19 protein-coding genes are annotated in these 15,475 nt (G+C 37.2%); 18 read left to right on the top strand and 1 reads right to left on the bottom strand.

Annotated elements, in window-relative coordinates; all coding sequences use genetic code 11:
* Positions 1-249 precede the first annotated feature (249 nt).
* From B6D67_RS05555 to B6D67_RS05525, 7 genes are all read left to right on the top strand, one after another.
* Positions 250-498 (top strand): GlsB/YeaQ/YmgE family stress response membrane protein, encoded by a 249-nt coding sequence (locus B6D67_RS05555; RefSeq protein ID WP_002984469.1) that lies wholly within the window; start codon positions 250-252, stop codon positions 496-498.
* Positions 499-558: 60 nt separating this feature from the next.
* The gene (gene amaP, locus B6D67_RS05550; RefSeq protein ID WP_011285553.1) at positions 559-1,146 is read left to right on the top strand and encodes an alkaline shock response membrane anchor protein AmaP; all 588 of its coding nucleotides are present in this window, start codon (positions 559-561) and stop codon (positions 1,144-1,146) included.
* A 10-nt stretch (positions 1,147-1,156) separates the two neighbouring features.
* The gene (locus B6D67_RS05545; RefSeq protein ID WP_002984473.1) at positions 1,157-1,345 is read left to right on the top strand and encodes a DUF2273 domain-containing protein; all 189 of its coding nucleotides are present in this window, start codon (positions 1,157-1,159) and stop codon (positions 1,343-1,345) included.
* Positions 1,346-1,357: 12 nt separating this feature from the next.
* A complete protein-coding gene (locus B6D67_RS05540) occupies positions 1,358-1,897 on the top strand; it encodes an Asp23/Gls24 family envelope stress response protein (RefSeq protein ID WP_002984475.1) in 540 nt (179 codons plus the stop codon).
* 40 nt (positions 1,898-1,937) lie between these two features.
* Positions 1,938-2,138 (top strand): CsbD family protein, encoded by a 201-nt coding sequence (locus tag B6D67_RS05535; protein WP_002984476.1) that lies wholly within the window; start codon positions 1,938-1,940, stop codon positions 2,136-2,138.
* Between the two features lie 10 nt (positions 2,139-2,148).
* The gene (locus B6D67_RS05530; protein WP_002994467.1) at positions 2,149-2,637 is read left to right on the top strand and encodes an Asp23/Gls24 family envelope stress response protein; all 489 of its coding nucleotides are present in this window, start codon (positions 2,149-2,151) and stop codon (positions 2,635-2,637) included.
* A 162-nt stretch (positions 2,638-2,799) separates the two neighbouring features.
* A complete protein-coding gene (locus B6D67_RS05525; RefSeq protein WP_010922367.1) occupies positions 2,800-3,441 on the top strand; it encodes a GntR family transcriptional regulator in 642 nt (213 codons plus the stop codon).
* A gap of 142 nt (positions 3,442-3,583) precedes the next feature.
* Here B6D67_RS05525 and B6D67_RS05520 read toward each other — a convergent pair whose 3' ends face one another.
* Positions 3,584-4,126, bottom strand: coding sequence for a TetR/AcrR family transcriptional regulator (locus tag B6D67_RS05520; protein WP_002984482.1), 543 nt, complete (start codon positions 4,124-4,126; stop codon positions 3,584-3,586).
* A 117-nt stretch (positions 4,127-4,243) separates the two neighbouring features.
* On the opposite strand from B6D67_RS05520, the gene B6D67_RS05515 reads away from it, so the two are divergent.
* The 11 genes from B6D67_RS05515 to B6D67_RS05465 all read left to right on the top strand — a co-directional run bounded on the left by B6D67_RS05515 (position 4,244) and on the right by B6D67_RS05465 (position 15,467).
* On the top strand, positions 4,244-4,945 hold the full coding sequence (locus B6D67_RS05515) for an ABC transporter ATP-binding protein (RefSeq protein WP_010922366.1): 702 nt from the start codon (positions 4,244-4,246) through the stop codon (positions 4,943-4,945).
* Positions 4,946-4,959: 14 nt separating this feature from the next.
* Complete coding sequence (locus B6D67_RS05510; RefSeq protein WP_010922365.1) at positions 4,960-7,596, top strand: FtsX-like permease family protein; 2,637 nt, start codon at positions 4,960-4,962, stop codon at positions 7,594-7,596.
* Positions 7,597-7,687: 91 nt separating this feature from the next.
* Positions 7,688-8,284, top strand: a complete 597-nt coding sequence (locus B6D67_RS05505) for a restriction endonuclease subunit S domain-containing protein (RefSeq protein ID WP_010922364.1) — start codon at positions 7,688-7,690, stop codon at positions 8,282-8,284.
* Between the two features lie 10 nt (positions 8,285-8,294).
* Positions 8,295-9,251 carry an aromatic acid exporter family protein gene (locus B6D67_RS05500; RefSeq protein WP_002989673.1) on the top strand — a complete coding sequence of 319 codons (957 nt, stop codon included), beginning with the start codon at positions 8,295-8,297 and terminating at the stop codon, positions 9,249-9,251.
* A gap of 96 nt (positions 9,252-9,347) precedes the next feature.
* Entirely contained in the window at positions 9,348-10,688 is a 1,341-nt protein-coding gene (locus B6D67_RS05495) for a DUF2130 domain-containing protein (RefSeq protein WP_010922363.1), read from the top strand.
* Positions 10,689-10,803: 115 nt separating this feature from the next.
* Positions 10,804-11,688, top strand: coding sequence for a tRNA pseudouridine(55) synthase TruB (gene truB, locus B6D67_RS05490; protein ID WP_002989678.1), 885 nt, complete (start codon positions 10,804-10,806; stop codon positions 11,686-11,688).
* A gap of 28 nt (positions 11,689-11,716) precedes the next feature.
* The gene (locus B6D67_RS05485) at positions 11,717-12,649 is read left to right on the top strand and encodes a bifunctional riboflavin kinase/FAD synthetase (protein ID WP_002989679.1); all 933 of its coding nucleotides are present in this window, start codon (positions 11,717-11,719) and stop codon (positions 12,647-12,649) included.
* Between the two features lie 42 nt (positions 12,650-12,691).
* Positions 12,692-13,096 (top strand): Spx/MgsR family RNA polymerase-binding regulatory protein, encoded by a 405-nt coding sequence (locus tag B6D67_RS05480; protein WP_010922362.1) that lies wholly within the window; start codon positions 12,692-12,694, stop codon positions 13,094-13,096.
* A 1-nt stretch (position 13,097) separates the two neighbouring features.
* Positions 13,098-13,376 (top strand): UPF0223 family protein, encoded by a 279-nt coding sequence (locus tag B6D67_RS05475; protein ID WP_002984497.1) that lies wholly within the window; start codon positions 13,098-13,100, stop codon positions 13,374-13,376.
* Positions 13,366-14,154: an inositol monophosphatase family protein gene (locus B6D67_RS05470; RefSeq protein WP_010922361.1), complete on the top strand. Its 789-nt coding sequence runs from the start codon at positions 13,366-13,368 to the stop codon at positions 14,152-14,154. The genes B6D67_RS05475 and B6D67_RS05470 overlap by 11 nt, the downstream gene beginning before the upstream one ends.
* 5 nt (positions 14,155-14,159) lie before the next feature.
* Positions 14,160-15,467, top strand: a complete 1,308-nt coding sequence (locus B6D67_RS05465; protein ID WP_011054532.1) for an RsmF rRNA methyltransferase first C-terminal domain-containing protein — start codon at positions 14,160-14,162, stop codon at positions 15,465-15,467.
* Positions 15,468-15,475 lie beyond the last annotated feature (8 nt).

Raw genomic sequence — 15,475 nt, 5'->3', positions numbered from 1 at the left:
AAATTTAAAGGTGTATAATAACAATATAAATTAAATAACGAGTGGTCACTTTATAAAATATTATCAAAATAACATTTTATAGGATTTTGAAATATCGGTATTCAAACAAAAAATAAACTAACACTTTATTATTTAGTTTATATAGTCACTTTTTGAAAGTCGACTATTAAAAGACTATTGCTTGAAGAATGACAGCTGTTATTCTTCCTTGGACAAAAGGTACAGGAGTATCTAAAAAGGAGAATTATCATGGGACTTATTTGGACTTTAATCGTCGGTGCGCTTATTGGTGTGATTGCTGGAGCACTTACTAAAAAAGGTGGTTCAATGGGCTGGATTGCAAACATCGCTGCTGGTCTAGTTGGTTCTTCCGTTGGTCAAGCTTTACTTGGTTCATGGGGCCCTTCTTTAGCAGGAATGTCTTTGATCCCGTCAGTTATTGGTGCCGTTATCGTTGTTATGATCACTTCTTTTGTACTAAACAAAACTAACAACTAGTTTCCTCTTTATTTAGTAAGTACTTACAAATAGAGAATGTTAAGTAGAAAAGAGGTCTGTATGTCAAAATTGTTAAAGATTAGTTATTGTCTTGTCGGACTTGTTCTATTGTCTGTTTTTGGATGGGTAGTTGGAATAACCGGAGGCTATATATATTTACCTTATAGTTATCGTTGGCTAAGTTGGGGTATGGATAGTTTTCCCAATCTCTTAGATTCAGCTTTATCCTATTATTACTTCTGGACAGCCCTTGTATTATTTGTTATAACATTTCTTGCCTTATTAGTTATTATTTTATACCCAAGAATTTATACTGAGGTCCAGTTACGCCATAAAAATAAAAAAGGAACACTTTTATTAAAAAAATCGGCTATTGAAAGTTATGTTGCGACCGCTATTCAAACTGCAGGTTTGATGCCAAACCCAACAGTCACAGCTAAATTATATAAGCGGAAGTTTAACATTATCGTTAAAGGACGTTTAGCTTCTCGTGTAGCAGTGGCAGATCAAATTAGTGGCGTGAAAGAAGGGATCGAAAAAGGTTTAACCGAGTTCTTCGGAATTAATTATCCTGTTAATTTCAAAGTTTATGTTAAAGATATTGCTGATTCTGATCGTAAACATATTACCAGAAATCGTGTAGAATAGGAGATCTATCATGGAATTTTATGAAAAATTCAAGTACCCTATTATTGGTGGCTTGGTGGGGCTAATTATTGCCATATTGCTCATGGCTTTTGGTTTATTCAAAACGCTACTAGCAATTATTTTCATTATTTTAGGAATATATGGTGGCCTGTATGCCAAAAAAACAGGTATTATTGATCAATTTCTTAATCGTAAATAAAGGAGACTTATTATGACTGAAACTTATATTAAAAACACATCTAAAGACTTAACTTCAGCAATTCGTGGCCAATTAACATATGATGATAAAGTAATTGAAAAAATTGTTGGTTTAGCACTTGAAAATGTTGATGGGTTACTGGGTGTAAATGGTGGTTTTTTTGCTAACCTAAAAGATAAATTAGTAAACACCGAATCTGTACGTGATGGCGTGAACGTGGAAGTTGGAAAAAAACAAGTTGCCGTTGATCTTGATATTGTCGCTGAATATCAAAAGCATGTGCCGACTATTTATGACTCTATTAAATCGATCGTTGAAGAAGAAGTGAAGAGAATGACCGATCTGGATGTGATTGAAGTTAATGTTAAAGTAGTCGACATTAAAACAAAAGAACAATTTGAAGCTGAAAAAGTAAGTTTACAAGACAAAGTTTCAGACATGGCACGTTCAACATCTGAATTTACGAGTCATCAAGTTGAGAATGTTAAAGCTTCAGTGGATAACGGTGTTGAAAAACTTCAAGATCAAAAAGCTGAGCCACGTGTAAAATAATCATATGTCGTCAATTAGGTAAGCTAAAGGAGGGTTTATTGTGTCAGATGAAAAATATAATGCGAAATTAGATCAAGCTGGTGGCAAGTTAAAAGAAGGATTTGGTAAGATTTCTGGAGATAAATCTTTAGAAACTGAAGGTAAAGTAGATAAAGTTACTGGAAAAGTTAAAGAGGTTATTGCAGACGCCAAAGATACTGTAAAAGGATTAGCTAAAGGCTTAGATAATAAAGATAAATAAAGGGGACATGATGGAAAAAACTCAAATTAAAAGCACTCTTACTTATGACGATAAGGTCATCGAAAAAATTGTCGGTCATGCTTTGGAAAACGTTGGCGGATTACTAGCTGTAACAGGTGGATTTTTCTCAAATATCAAAAATAATTTGGTGAATTCTGAGTCTGTAACTGATGGTGTTTCAGTTGAAGTTGGTAGCAAGGAAGTAGCAGTTGATTTAGCAATCATTGTAGAATACGGTAAAGATATTCCTGCTATTGCAGAATCTATTAAAGCTATTGTTTCTCAAAACGTTGACAGTATGACACATTTGAAAGTTGTTGAAGTCAATGTGAACGTTGTTGATATTCGTACTAAGGAAGAACATGAAGCTGCTAGCGTTACTGTTCAAGATCGTGTCACTAGTGCAGCTTCAAGTACTTCACAATTTGTATCAGAACAAACAGAAAAATTAAAAGATACTATCTCTGATACTGTAAATAGTGATGAGGCAGCTAAATAAGCAATCGTCTAGGAAGTATTATTGACTGGTGGTGATAAGTTTGAGCTGGTATTTACCAGCTCTTTTTGTCACGGTTAAAAAGATACGGACTATTGTCATCTCTCTAAAAATATGATTTAATTAGATATAAATTTTTCAAATTGTTAGAAAGGAGTAAATTAAGTGATAAGTCCTAAAAAAGAGATAACAAGTTCAAAATATCAAAAAATTGCTATTTCAGTAGCTCAGCGTATCGCAAATGGCGAATATGAAGTGGGCGAAAAGTTAAAGTCAAGAACTACTATCGCCTCGACATTTAATGTATCACCAGAAACGGCTCGTAAAGGCCTGAATATTTTAGCTGACTTGAAAATTTTGACTTTAAAACATGGTAGTGGAGCTATTGTGCTGTCAAAAGAAAGAGCTATTGAGTTTATAAATCAATACGAATCAACCCATTCCATCGCTGTTTTAAAAGAAAAAATACGTGAGACTATTAATGATCAGGGAAAAGCAATGGAAAAAATGGCTGTTTTGGTTAATGATTTTTTAATGCAAAGTCAATCTGTTAGTAAGCAATACCCATTAGCACCTTATGAGATTATTTGTAATCAAGATTCGGAACATTTTGGCAAATCTATTGGTGTGTTAAATATCTGGCACCAGACAGGAGCAACTATCGTCGCTATTGAACATGCTGGTCAGTTTATCGTTTCACCAGGTCCTTATTCTGTTATTGAAAAAGGCGATCATATTTATTTCGTTGGTGATGAGTCAGTCATTTCACGAATGAAGACCTTTTTTAATTTACGAAAAGGATTATAAGTTTGAGGGCCCACCTCAAACTTTTTTTGTTGCTGTTGAGCATTATTAAAAGAGGCAGATCATCATGGTTTGTCTTTCCAAAATATCTGTTTAGACAGTTGTTTGGGATTGGGAGCATGATTTCAGACTCTTTTGATGTTTTTTAATTGTCTAGAGTAACTGCTTTGAGAATAATATCGGCAACCTCTTCAGTGGTTTCTTGATAGCCATTAGCAATCCAATAGCTGATAATGCTCTCAATACTGGCAAGGTAAACTTCTAAAGCATAGGGATAAGGAATATGGTATTGATTGGTCACAATGTCTTGGAAACCAGTAATAGTAGTCAAAAATTGGTAACAGAAATCCTTGATGAGTTGCGGAAATTTGAGGTAAGAAATAGTAGCGAGTGCGGTTATAAATTCTCTATGTTCTATAAGGTAGGACAAGGTTTGATTGAGGACTTGTCGAGTGTCTGTGTAGATTTCAGCCTGATTTAACAAACGGTACAAATCATCCAGAGTGTCATTTTTGAAGTGATTCATCATGTCAAATTTATCAGTGTAGTGGAGGTAGAAGGTTCCTCTATTGATACCAGCCTTTTTAGTAAGGTCAGAGACAGTAAGAGTTTCAAAAGATTGTTCAGTTAGTAAGGTGGTTAAGGCGGTCTTTACATAAGCTTTGGTTTCAGTATGTCTTTTGGTCATTCTCAGGTGCTCCTTAAATCAACAGTTGCGTCAGATTTGTTCTTGTTAAATACTTAGGGCCATTATATAATAAGGCTATAATTAAATCAACACTATGTTCAAATAATGGAGGGGCAGATGGCTTTTATTGAATTAAAACAGGTTTCAAAATCTTATCAGATAGGAGAGACGACTGTTTTTGCCAACCACGAAGTGTCTTTTGAGATTAATAAAGGAGAACTAGTGGTTATTTTGGGAGCATCCGGAGCTGGTAAATCGACAGTCCTCAATATTTTGGGGGGCATGGACACAGTAGATGCAGGTCAAGTAATTATTGATGGCAAAGACATTGCTCATTACACGTCTAAGGCCTTAACTCAGTATCGTCGGAATGCTATTGGTTTCGTTTTTCAATTTTATAATTTGGTTCCTAATTTGACAGCTAAAGAAAATGTTGAATTAGCAGTTGAAATTGTAGCAGATGCTTTAGATCCTGTGACCATTTTAAAGGAAGTAGGACTCAGTCATCGTCTGGATCATTTTCCTGCTCAGCTCTCAGGTGGTGAACAGCAACGGGTTTCGATAGCACGTGCCTTAGCTAAAAACCCTAAATTGCTTCTTTGTGATGAACCTACAGGTGCCCTTGACTACCAAACAGGAAAGCAAATTCTAACCCTCTTACAGGATATGGCACAAACTAAGGGGACCACGGTAGTTATTGTAACCCACAATGCTGCTATTGCTCCGATAGCTGATCGTGTCATTTTTATGCATGATGCACAGGTTACCAAGACAGTCATTAATAAGGAACCTGCAAGCATTGAGACAATTGATTATTAAGAGGAAGGTGTCGTATGATAAAGAAAACCTTATGGAAGGATATTTTGAGAGCTATCAAGAATAGTAAAGGGCGATTCATTTCCTTATTTTTCCTAATGGCCTTAGGCTCCTTTGCTTTAGTTGGACTTAAAGTCACCGGTCCAGATATGGAACGAACAGCCAGCCGTTACCTCGAAAGACACCAGGTGATGGACCTAACGGTACTGGCTTCTCATCAATTTTCCCAAGCCGATAAACAAGAGTTAGATACGTTAAAAGGGGCTCATTTAGAATATGGTCATTTACTTGATGTCAGTCTAACTAGCAACCAGAAATCTCTTAGGCTCTATAGCGTGCCAAAGAAAGTGTCTAAGCCAGTCTTGGTTAAAGGGAGTTGGCCAAAGCGAGAGACAGATTTGGTTTTATCCTCCTCACTTGCTAAAAACTATCAGATTGGAGATGAACTAGCAGTCACCTCACCTATGGAAGGTTTGCTGACGACAACCCATTTTCAAGTGGTTGGTTTTGCGAATTCTTCAGAAGTTTGGTCCAAGTCCAATTTAGGAAGTTCCTCAACCGGAGATGGAAGTCTCTACGCTTATGCTTTTGTTAATCCAAACGTTTTTAAAAGTGCCTTTAACCTGCTGCGCATCCGTTTTAGTCATCTTCGTCTGACAAACGCTTTTTCCAAAGACTATCAAAAAAGGGTAACCCAAAACCAAGCTCATTTGGATAATCTACTTAAAGATAATGGCCAGAAGCGTTATGATGACCTCCAAAATCAGTATGACCTTGCCTTAAAAAATGGCAGAGCAGCACTTGCAAAGGAAACAGTGAAACTAGCTGCGAGTGAGGAGAACTTAACTTTTTTAGAAGGCTCTGCTTTACAAGAAGCTAAGCATCAGATTGAACAAGGCAAACAAGCATTAGCCAAGGAGGAAAAGCAGTTAGAGCAGGTGCAGGCTACAAAAGATAAGCTAGAAAAACCCAGTTACCTGACTTATAATCGCTCGACCCTACCAGGAGGAGAAGGATATCATACTTATGCAACTTCAACGACCTCCATTTCAAATGTTGGAAATATTTTTCCTGTTGTTCTTTATCTCGTAGCTGCTCTAGTAGCCTTTACCACCATGACACGTTATGTTGATGAAGAAAGAACAAGCTCTGGTCTATTAAAAGCCATTGGTTATTCTAACAAGGATATCAGTTTAAAGTTTCTTATCTATGGGCTTTTAGCCAGTTTTTTAGGGACAACTTTAGGTATTATTGGGGGAACTTACCTCTTATCTACCTTGATTTCAGAGATCTTAACAGGAGCTTTGACTATTGGAAAGACTCACCTTTATAGTTATTGGTTTTATAATGGCATAGCTTACTTGCTGGCTATGTTATCTGCTGTTTTACCAGCCTACTTAATTGTCAAAAAGGAATTATTCCTCAATGCAGCTCAGTTATTGCTGCCCAAACCTCCTAGTAAGGGGGCAAAAATCTGGTTGGAACACCTTACTTTTGTCTGGAAAGCCCTGTCCTTTACTCACAAGGTGACCATACGTAATATTTTTCGCTATAAACAAAGAATGCTGATGACCATTGTAGGCGTTGCAGGCTCAGTAGCCCTTTTATTTGCAGGCTTAGGGATTCAGTCGTCATTAGCCAAAGTAGTTGAGCATCAATTTGGTGATTTAACGACTTATGATATTTTGGCTGTCGGTTCGGCCAAAGCGACAGCGACAGAGCAAACTGACTTAGCTAGCTATCTTAAACAAGAACCTATTACAGGGTACCAAAAGGTATCTTATGCCAGCTTAACCCTTCCTGTAAAGGGATTACCTGATAAGCAAAGTATTTCCATTTTATCAAGTTCAGCTACTTCTCTTAGTCCCTATTTTAATCTGCTGGATAGTCAGGAGCAAAAGAAGGTTCCCATTCCAACCTCTGGTGTTTTGATTTCTGAGAAATTAGCCTCCTATTACAAGGTAAAACCAGGTGATCAGTTGGTATTGACTGATCGGAAAGGACAGTCTTATAAAGTGACGATTAAACAGGTTATTGACATGACAGTTGGCCATTACCTGATAATGTCTGATACCTATTTTAAGAATCATTTTAAAGGATTGGAGGCTGCTCCTGCCTATCTGATTAAGGTAAAAGACAAAGATAGCAAGCACATAAAGGAGACAGCCAGTGACTTGTTAACCTTAAAAGCGATTAGAGCAGTTTCACAAAACGTCAATCATATTAAATCTGTTCAGCTAGTAGTCACCTCTCTTAATCAGGTCATGACCCTCCTTGTCTTCTTGTCTATTTTATTAGCAATCGTTATCCTTTATAACTTAACGACTATTAATATTGCTGAGCGTATTCGAGAATTATCCACTATTAAAGTTCTGGGATTTTACGATCAGGAGGTCACCTTATATATTTATCGAGAAACTATTTCGCTATCCCTAGTAGGCATTCTTTTAGGTATCTATTTAGGAAAAGGCCTGCATACTTATATCATGACAATGATTTCAACTGGGGATATTCAATTTGGTGTAAAGGTTGATGCTTATGTTTATCTAGTGCCAATTCTAGTAATCCTTAGCTTGTTAGCGGTATTAGGTATCTGGGTTAATCGCCATTTAAAAAAGGTTGATATGTTAGAAGCTTTGAAATCCATAGATTGATTGGTGAAAAGACAGATATAGACAGCACTTGAAAAGTTAATCATATTATGATAGTATCTAAATACTATAATTTAATAGAAAGATACTATGTATGGAAAATAGCATTGAGGCCTATCTAGCAGATAGCAGAGAAAAGGTAACATTAGGCACAGTTGTTGATTGTTTTAAAGGAAAAGCAGTCTCAAGTAAGGTTGTGCCAGGTGATGTGGGATTGATTAATTTATCTGACATGGGCACCTTAGGGATTCAATATCACCAATTAAGAACTTTCCAGATGGATCGTAGGCAGCTCTTGCGTTACCTTTTGGAAGACGGAGATGTCTTAATCGCCTCTAAGGGAACCCTAAAAAAAGTCTGTGTTTTTCATAAGCAAAATCGAGATGTGGTGGCATCATCAAATATCACTGTCTTACGCCCTCAAAAACTGTTAAGGGGCTACTATATCAAGTTCTTTTTGGACTCACCTATTGGTCAAGCGCTCTTGGATGTAGCGGACCATGGCAAAGATGTGATCAATCTCTCAACGAAAGAATTGTTGGATATTCCAATTCCCGTTATTCCTTTAGTGAAACAGGACTATTTGATTAATCACTACTTGAGAGGATTAACAGATTATCATCGTAAACTCAATCGAGCAGAACAGGAGTGGGAATATATTCAGAATGAAATTCAAAAAGGATTAGGTTAGGAGTCTTGTCATGGGTTCAGTTGAACGTACATTAAAAATGACCTTGGCTACCATTGTTGCCATTTTAATTGCTTACCAACTTCATCTGGATTATGCAATGTCAGCGGGGATCATTGCCCTGTTAAGTGTTTTAGACACCCGTAAGTCCAGTTTGGTGGTCGCTAGGAATCGCTTGCTATCTTTTTTCCTGGCTTTTGGGATTGCGATGATGTGCTTTAGCTTGTTTGGTTTTACGACAGTAGGTTTTATGTGTTATTTGTTAATTATTATTCCTTTGCTCTATCACTTTCAGATAGAGGCAGGACTGGTTCCTATAACAGTACTTGTGACACATTTGATTGCTAAAAAAAGTATTGCATTACCTATTTTATCGAATGAGTTTATGCTCTTTTTTGTAGGGACTAGTGTCGCTTTACTATTTAATGCTTATATGGGTCCACAAGATCAGCAAATTCGGTACTATCACCAAAAAGTTGAATCGGATCTGAAAGGTATCTTATACCGTTTTGAAAGCTTTCTACTGGAAGGAAAAGGTCAAAATGAAGGGCTCTTGATCAAAAACCTTGATAAAATATTAGATGAAGCTCTAAAACTAGTTTATCGAGAAAGGCATAATCAACTATTTCAGCAGACCAATTATCAAGTTCATTATTTTGAGATGCGACGACAACAAAATAGACTATTGGGACAAATGGCTATCAACGTAAACACGTTAATGAGACAAAGTAAGGAAAGTATTCTTTTGTCACATCTTTTTCACGAAACTGCTTGTCAGCTAAGCGAACAAAATCCGGCTTTAACCTTGATTGATGACATCGAACAATTGCTTGAAACCTTTCGTCATGGTGATCTTCCTCAAACTCGGGAGGAATTTGAGCGACGTGCGGTTTTATTTCAGCTCTTACAAGACTTAGAGCGCTTTATCTTATTAAAGGTAGAGTTTTATCAGGATTATCAAAATGACTAAATCTCTATTGCACACTTCTTATCTATGACAGCTTGGGACTTAACTTCCTGAGCTTTTTTGCTATAATAAAATGAAGAATCTCAGAATGGAGACAAGATGAACGAAATAAAATGCCCTCATTGTCATACCCTATTTACTATCAATGAGTCAGAGTATAGTCAATTATTGGAACAAGTCAGAGGGCAAGCCTTTGATGAAGAATTGAAAAAACGGCTAATCAATGAGATAGCCTTGCTGGAAGAAAAAGCGAAGCATCAATTGCATGAGGTTGTCGCAAAAAAAGAAACAGCTATTACCAGCTTGACAAACCAATTAGAGCAAATTGAAAAAGAACAAGCCTACCTCAGACAAGAAGAACTGGCTAAAAAAGACCAGCTTATTGCTTCTTTAGAAGCGAAACTTGATAAATTAGCCTCGCAAAATGCTTTGGAACTGGCCAATCAATTAGCTGAGAAGGACAAAGAAGTGGTTAGTTTGACCAATCAGCTGGACAAATTAGCACTTGAAAAAGATGCCACGTTCCAGTCAAAACTTGCTACAATCGAAAAAGAACGCGATGGAATCAAAAACCAATTGGCGCTTCAAGCTAAAGAAAGTGAATTGTCGTTGGCTTCGGTGCGCAGCGACTACGAAGCACAGTTAAAAGCGGCTAACGAGCAAGTTGAATTTTATAAAAATTTCAAAGCGCAGCAATCTACCAAAGCAATCGGAGAGAGTCTAGAACTCTATGCTGAAACAGAGTTTAACAAAGTAAGAAGCTATGCTTTCCCCAATGCTAGCTTTGTCAAAGATAACCAATTGTCTAGTCGTGGGTCAAAAGGGGACTATATTTACCGAGAGGTTGATGCCAATGGTGTAGAAATCCTCTCTATCATGTTTGAGATGAAGAACGAGGCAGACACCACCAAAACAAAACATAAAAATAGTGATTTTTTCAAGGAGTTAGATAAAGACCGTCGCGAAAAAGATTGTGAGTATGCTGTTTTGGTAAGCATGTTAGAAGCTGATAATGATTACTACAATACAGGGATTGTTGATGTCAGTCATGAGTATCAAAAGATGTATGTGGTTCGTCCTCAACTCTTTATTCAGTTGATAGGGATTCTGCGAAATGCGGCCCTGAATAGTTTACACTATAAGCAAGAGTTGGCCTTGGTTAAGGAACAAAATATTGACATCACTCACTTCGAAGAGGATTTGGACCAATTTAAGAATGCCTTTGCTAAGAACTATCAGTCTGCCAGCAACAACTTTAAAAAGGCTATTGACGAGATTGATAAATCGATTAAACGCATGGAGGAAGTGAAACGCTTTTTAACCACTAGTGAAAATCAGTTACGCTTAGCTAATAATAAATTAGAGGATGTTTCAGTTAAAAAACTGACCCGCCAAAACCCAACCATGCGAGAGAAATTTGAAGCCCTCAAGGACCAGTAAGCCTGAAAGTGAGTCTTTCCCTGCTAAAATTGGTTAAGCGTTTATTTTGGCAAAACTGATGATAAAGCGGTAGAATAGAATCAGTAACAATTACTAATTAGAGAGAAAAATAGACATGATAAATGGAATCATTAATTTAAAAAAAGAAGCCGGCATGACCTCTCATGACGCAGTTTTTAAATTACGGAAGTTATTACAAGAAAAAAAGATTGGACATGGGGGGACCTTAGATCCTGATGTGGTCGGTGTTCTACCAATTGCAGTTGGTAAGGCTACTCGTGTGATCGAATACATGACAGAAGCTGGTAAAGTTTATGAAGGACAAGTGACTCTCGGTTACTCAACAACGACTGAGGATGCTAGTGGAGAGGTAGTTGCGAGGTCCTCTTTGCCAGCTGTGCTAACAGAAGAACTCGTTGATCAAACGATGACGACTTTCCTTGGGAAAATCACACAGACCCCACCTATGTATTCAGCCGTAAAGGTTAATGGCCGTAAATTATACGAGTATGCGCGTGCTGGTGAAAGTGTGGAACGTCCTAGAAGAGAAGTGACTATTTCTCTGTTTGAACGCACCAGCCCTTTGAATTTTACTGAAGACGGTCTTTGCCGATTCTCTTTTAAAGTTGCTTGTAGCAAAGGGACTTATGTGCGGACCTTAGCAGTTGATTTAGGTCGAGCTCTAGGGGTAGAGAGTCATATGTCCTTCTTGCAGCGATCAGCTTCAGCAGGATTAACCCTCGAGACTGCCTATACTTTGGGAGAAATTGCTGATATGGTTTCTAAACAAGAGATGTCTTTTTTGTTACCGATCGAGTATGGCGTTGCTGATCTTCCTAAAATGGTTATTGATGATACTGAATTGACTGAAATTTCATTTGGTCGCCGTCTTAGTCTCCCTAGTCAAGAGCCACTGTTAGCTGCTTTTCATGGCGAAAAAGTAATTGCTATTTTAGAAAAAAGAGATCAAGAATACAAACCCAAAAAAGTTCTTATTTAAATAGTTTGAGTAAGTAGAATGGATAATTATGGAAATTGAATATATCAAAGATTATCGTGATATTAACCAAGAAGATGATACAGTCTTGATATTGGGATATTTTGATGGATTACACCGTGGTCATAAAGCCTTATTTGACAAAGCAAGAGAGGTTGCAAATAAAGAAGGGTTAAAAGTAGTCGTTTTTACGTTTACAGAGTCTCCGAAATTGGCTTTTTCGCGTTTTTCTCCTGAGTTATTGCTTCATATTACTTATCCAAAGAAGCGTTATGAAAAATTTGCCGATTACGGTGTAAATAAATTATATTTGGTTGATTTTACTTCTAAATTCTCTAAGGTCTCATCTGATCATTTTATAACTCATTATATTAAAAACCTGAAAGCAAAGCATATTGTTGTCGGTTTTGACTATAAGTTTGGGCATAATCGTACAGATAGTGATTATTTAACCAGAAATTTTGAAGGACAAGTTTATACCATTGAGGAAATAAAAGAAGATCATCGAAAAATTTCTGCTACATGGATAAGGAAGCTTATTCAAGAAGGTAATGTAGTTAAAGCAAACCACTTGTTAGGCTATGACTTATCGACAAGGGGAAGAGTCGTTCACGGGGATGCGCGTGGCCGTACTATTGGTTTCCCAACAGCCAATCTAGCTCCAATTGACAACACATACTTACCAGCTGATGGAGTCTATGTTACAAATGTTATTGTTGCTAATAAAATCTATCGCTCTATGACGAGTTTAGGTAAAAATGTGACATTTGGGGGGAAAGAGTTGCGTCTAGAAGTTAACATTTTTGACTTTGACGAAGAGATCTATGGAGAAATTATTGAGATTGTTTGGTTAGATAAGATTCGAGACATGGAAAAATTCGAGGGAATCGAAGATTTGACTGATAGATTGGAATATGATAAACGAACAGCATTAAATTGGAAAAAAGATAGCAAATTATCTTAAATTTTTGTATAATAAGGTAAGTAAATTTGATAGAGGAAAAATATGGTTACCTTATTTTTATCACCTAGCTGTACCAGTTGTCGTAAAGCAAGGGCATGGTTAGTAAAACACGAAGTTGACTTTCAAGAGCATAATATTATTACAAGTCCATTAAGCCGTGATGAATTAATGTCAATCCTCTCTTTTACAGAGAATGGAACGGAGGATATTATTTCAACACGTTCAAAGGTTTTTCAAAAACTTGATATTGATGTAGAAGAGCTTTCAATTTCAGATTTAATTGATTTAATTGCTAAAAATCCAAGTCTTCTTCGTCGCCCTATTATCATGGATCAAAAACGCATGCAAATTGGTTTTAATGAAGATGAAATTAGAGCGTTTTTATCGAGAGATTATCGCAAGCAAGAACTACGTCAAGCAACGATAAAAGCAGAAATTGAGGGGTGATATGTCAGGTAATTATTATTATCCACTTGACTTAAGTTGGAGCACTGAAGAAATATCCTCAGTGCTTCATTTTTTGAATAAAGTGGAATTAGCATATGAAAAAAAAGTAGATGCAAAACAACTCCTAGATAGTTATAAGACTTATAAAACCATTGTCAAAAGTAAAGCTCAGGAAAAGCAAATCGATCGTGATTTTCAAAAAGTTAGTGGTTATTCGACCTATCAAGTTGTTAAAAAAGCGAAGGCAATTGAGAAAGGATTCTTTTCCCTTGGAAACTAAATACGCATTTGCAAGGCAAATCATTAAAGAAGCAGGGCTTTTTATCAAGTCAAAAATGTCAGAGCAGCTAGATATTCAGGTGAAAACACAATTTGATGATCTGGTTACCAATGTTGATCAAGAAACTCAACAGTTACTGATGGATCGTATTCATCAGACCTATCCTTGTGATGCCATTTTAGCTGAAGAAAATGACGTTCGTCACCCCATTAATCAAGGAAATGTTTGGGTCATCGATCCCATTGATGGAACGGTTAACTTTATTGTGCAGGGATCACAGTTTGCAGTGATGATTGCCTATTATGAACAAGGAATTGGTCAATTTGGGCTTATTTATGATGTGATGGCAGATCAATTACTAGCTGGTGGTGGTGATTTTGAAGTTACTTTAAACGGTGATAAGCTTCCAGCTTACCAAGAAAAACCTTTAGAGCGTAGCTTAATTGGCTGCAATGCAGGCATGTTTGCCAGAAATGATCGTAACCTTGCTCATCTAATTGCAAAGACTTTAGGTGTAAGGGTTTATGGTGGTGCAGGTATCTGCATGGTTAAGGTCATGAAGCAGGAATTACTGGCCTATTTTTCATTTATCCAACCATGGGATTACGCAGCAGCAAAAGTACTAGGCGATAAACTGGGTTATGTTTTACTAACTATTGACGGATATGAGCCTGATTTTCAAACACGTCAAAAAATCATGTTTGTTCCTAAATGCCAACTCACTAGGATAGCGTCTTTTCTAACAAAGGACTCTGCCATCACACTTGAAGATCAATAGAAATGATGTCATTACCAAAAGAATTTATTAACACTTATCAAGCAATACTAGGCAAAGAATTAGAAGATTTCTTGGCAAGTTTTAACCAAGAGCCGGTCAATGCTTTTCGGATTAACCCCTTAAAGAATCAACTAAAAACCTTTGAACACCCCATTCCAAATACCTTATGGGGATATTATGGTAAACTATCTGGCAAGTCTCCAGAGCATGTGTCGGGGTTGGTTTATTCCCAAGAACCAGCGGCTCAAATGGTGGCACAAGTAGCGGCTCCTCAAAAGGGGAGTCGTGTTTTAGACTTGGCAGCTGCACCAGGAGGAAAATCAACTCATTTATTAGCTTATTTAGACAATACAGGTCTTTTAGTCAGCAATGAAATTTCTAAGAAGCGCAGCAAGGTTTTAGTTGAAAATATCGAACGTTTTGGCGCTAGAAATGTTGTGGTGACTAATGAATCCGCAGATCGTTTAGCCAAGGTATTTTCTCATTATTTTGATACTATCGTCTTTGATGGACCATGTTCTGGTGAAGGAATGTTTCGCAAGGACCCTGATGCTATTCAATATTGGCATCACGGGTATCCCGCAGAATGTGCCAAGTTGCAAAAATCTATTTTAGAAGACGCCTTAGCCATGTTAAAACCAGGAGGAGAATTGATATACTCCACCTGTACTTGGGCTCCTGAAGAAAATGAAGATGTTGTGCAGTGGCTCTTAGAGACTTATACCTTTTTAGAATTGGTCGATGTTCCAAAACTAAATGGAATGGTTAGTGGTATCGGACTTCCAGAGACTGCTAGAATGTACCCTCATCGTTATCAAGGGGAAGGGCAATTTGTGGCCAAGCTAAAAGATAAGCGTCAAGAAGGACAAAGCACTAAACTAAAAGCACCTAAATCCAACTTGATCAAAGACCAGTTACGTCTTTGGAAAATGTTTGAAAAAGACCATCTAAACCTTACCCTATCAGGAACACTACAAACCTTTGGTGATTACCTATACCTCTTGCCAGATGGTCTTCCTGCTTTAGATGGCCTTAAAATTGCTCGGAACGGTTTAGAATTAGGCGTCTTCAAGAAGAAACGCTTTGAACCCTCTTACGCCTTGGGATTAGCTTTAAAGCCTGATGAGGTCCGATCATCTATTGAGCTTAGAGAGGAAGACTTTAGACCTTATGTGTCAGGTAACGTCATTACTTTGCCCCAATCTTATCCAACAGGCTGGTACCAATTACTCATTAATGGCAATGGTCTAGGATTTGCCAAGGTCGTTGACAAGACCATCAAAAATAATTTCCCTAAAGGGTTAAGATTTTAGCGTAAAAA

Source organism: Streptococcus pyogenes, assembly GCF_002055535.1.
Lineage (GTDB): Bacteria > Bacillota > Bacilli > Lactobacillales > Streptococcaceae > Streptococcus > Streptococcus pyogenes.
This window is presented reverse-complemented; position numbering and strand designations above follow the sequence as displayed.

Coding starts and splice junctions, on each gene's coding strand:
- B6D67_RS05555 (WP_002984469.1), top strand. CDS start 250: ATGGGACTTATTTGGACTTTAATCGTCGGTGCGCTTATTGGTGTGATT.
- amaP (WP_011285553.1), top strand. CDS start 559: ATGTCAAAATTGTTAAAGATTAGTTATTGTCTTGTCGGACTTGTTCTA.
- B6D67_RS05545 (WP_002984473.1), top strand. CDS start 1,157: ATGGAATTTTATGAAAAATTCAAGTACCCTATTATTGGTGGCTTGGTG.
- B6D67_RS05540 (WP_002984475.1), top strand. CDS start 1,358: ATGACTGAAACTTATATTAAAAACACATCTAAAGACTTAACTTCAGCA.
- B6D67_RS05530 (WP_002994467.1), top strand. CDS start 2,149: ATGGAAAAAACTCAAATTAAAAGCACTCTTACTTATGACGATAAGGTC.
- B6D67_RS05520 (WP_002984482.1), bottom strand. CDS start 4,126: ATGACCAAAAGACATACTGAAACCAAAGCTTATGTAAAGACCGCCTTA.
- B6D67_RS05515 (WP_010922366.1), top strand. CDS start 4,244: ATGGCTTTTATTGAATTAAAACAGGTTTCAAAATCTTATCAGATAGGA.
- B6D67_RS05510 (WP_010922365.1), top strand. CDS start 4,960: ATGATAAAGAAAACCTTATGGAAGGATATTTTGAGAGCTATCAAGAAT.
- B6D67_RS05505 (WP_010922364.1), top strand. CDS start 7,688: ATGGAAAATAGCATTGAGGCCTATCTAGCAGATAGCAGAGAAAAGGTA.
- B6D67_RS05500 (WP_002989673.1), top strand. CDS start 8,295: ATGGGTTCAGTTGAACGTACATTAAAAATGACCTTGGCTACCATTGTT.
- B6D67_RS05495 (WP_010922363.1), top strand. CDS start 9,348: ATGAACGAAATAAAATGCCCTCATTGTCATACCCTATTTACTATCAAT.
- truB (WP_002989678.1), top strand. CDS start 10,804: ATGATAAATGGAATCATTAATTTAAAAAAAGAAGCCGGCATGACCTCT.
- B6D67_RS05485 (WP_002989679.1), top strand. CDS start 11,717: ATGGAAATTGAATATATCAAAGATTATCGTGATATTAACCAAGAAGAT.
- B6D67_RS05480 (WP_010922362.1), top strand. CDS start 12,692: ATGGTTACCTTATTTTTATCACCTAGCTGTACCAGTTGTCGTAAAGCA.
- B6D67_RS05475 (WP_002984497.1), top strand. CDS start 13,098: ATGTCAGGTAATTATTATTATCCACTTGACTTAAGTTGGAGCACTGAA.
- B6D67_RS05465 (WP_011054532.1), top strand. CDS start 14,160: ATGTCATTACCAAAAGAATTTATTAACACTTATCAAGCAATACTAGGC.